Raw genomic sequence first — 975 nt, forward strand, 5'->3', positions numbered from 1 at the left:
AAGGCGTTGGATGGGAAGTATTCCCGGCAGGACGTGATCCATTTCGCACCATCCCCGTTGATGACAAGAAAGTGGGTTAAGGGGTCATAATCGAATTTCTCCACAAGGAAAGTCTCAAAGTCCTCCCAGAAATGGCCAGTTCCTTGATGGTGGAAATGGCGCTTCTCCTTCAGGCTCGTCCTTTTGCCGTTCACTTCCCAGCCTTGGTGGACAGCCGCAATCTTTTCCTCTTTGCCCTTTCGGCCCTTTTCTTGACGTTTCAGGTACAGCCCGTCCACCTCGACAAACAAGACGCGGTTGGCCAGTTCCGTTTTCTCAGGGATCAGCTCAATCCCAAGCAGCTGTTGCCTGATTCCCTCATGACTAATGACCGGATAGCCCACAAGGGTCTCCAAGGTATTGGCTGCCTGTCGGTAGGAGGTGCCTGTTACGGCCAGTTCCATTGCTGTTTCCGCCAGCAAGGGAGTCACCCCCTTTTCACCATCAAACGCCAAATATTGATCTAAAAGATAGACATATTTGTTTTTCACACGGTCCCAATAATATCTGCGCGTGATCTTTATTGGTCCAAACAGGCTGTCGATGGTCGTCTTCCGCTTCTTATCCAGCATTCTGAAACGGCCTTTGTCACGTGCTTCAGCAATCTGCTGGTCCAAGTCCTCCAAAAATCCCTTCATAACAGCCGAATAGGTCTCCTGCAAATCTCTCCAGACCGTCTGCTCAATTTCTTTTAATGAAGGAATAGCTGTGATAAGATTTTCCATAGTGGTCACTCCTTTTGGATCTGGTAGTAGTCGACTGTGATTCTACTAAGGAGTGACCCTTTTTGCATGAAAAATGCTTCCCGCTTCTCAATTAAAGAAACGATAACCCTTTGTCGGCTTGACATGGGGCCCCTGCGGGCATGACTTCCCAGCCAGGAAGCCAGCTCCGTGATAGACTGGCTCGCCAACGAGGCTATCATGTCCGCCCCCC

2 protein-coding genes are annotated in these 975 nt (G+C 49.9%); both read right to left on the reverse strand.

From position 1 onward, the window contains the following. Positions 1-764, reverse strand: a 764-nt coding sequence (locus FS666_RS19360; protein WP_186309057.1) for a UPF0236 family transposase-like protein, incomplete at its 3' end; no start/stop codon positions are given. Between the two features lie 5 nt (positions 765-769). Then, positions 770-975: hypothetical protein (locus FS666_RS19365; RefSeq protein WP_222119387.1), on the reverse strand; the 206-nt coding region annotated here is incomplete at its 5' end.

Source organism: Siminovitchia fortis (assembly GCF_007681465.1).
In the GTDB taxonomy this organism is placed as follows: domain Bacteria; phylum Bacillota; class Bacilli; order Bacillales; family Bacillaceae_C; genus Siminovitchia; species Siminovitchia fortis.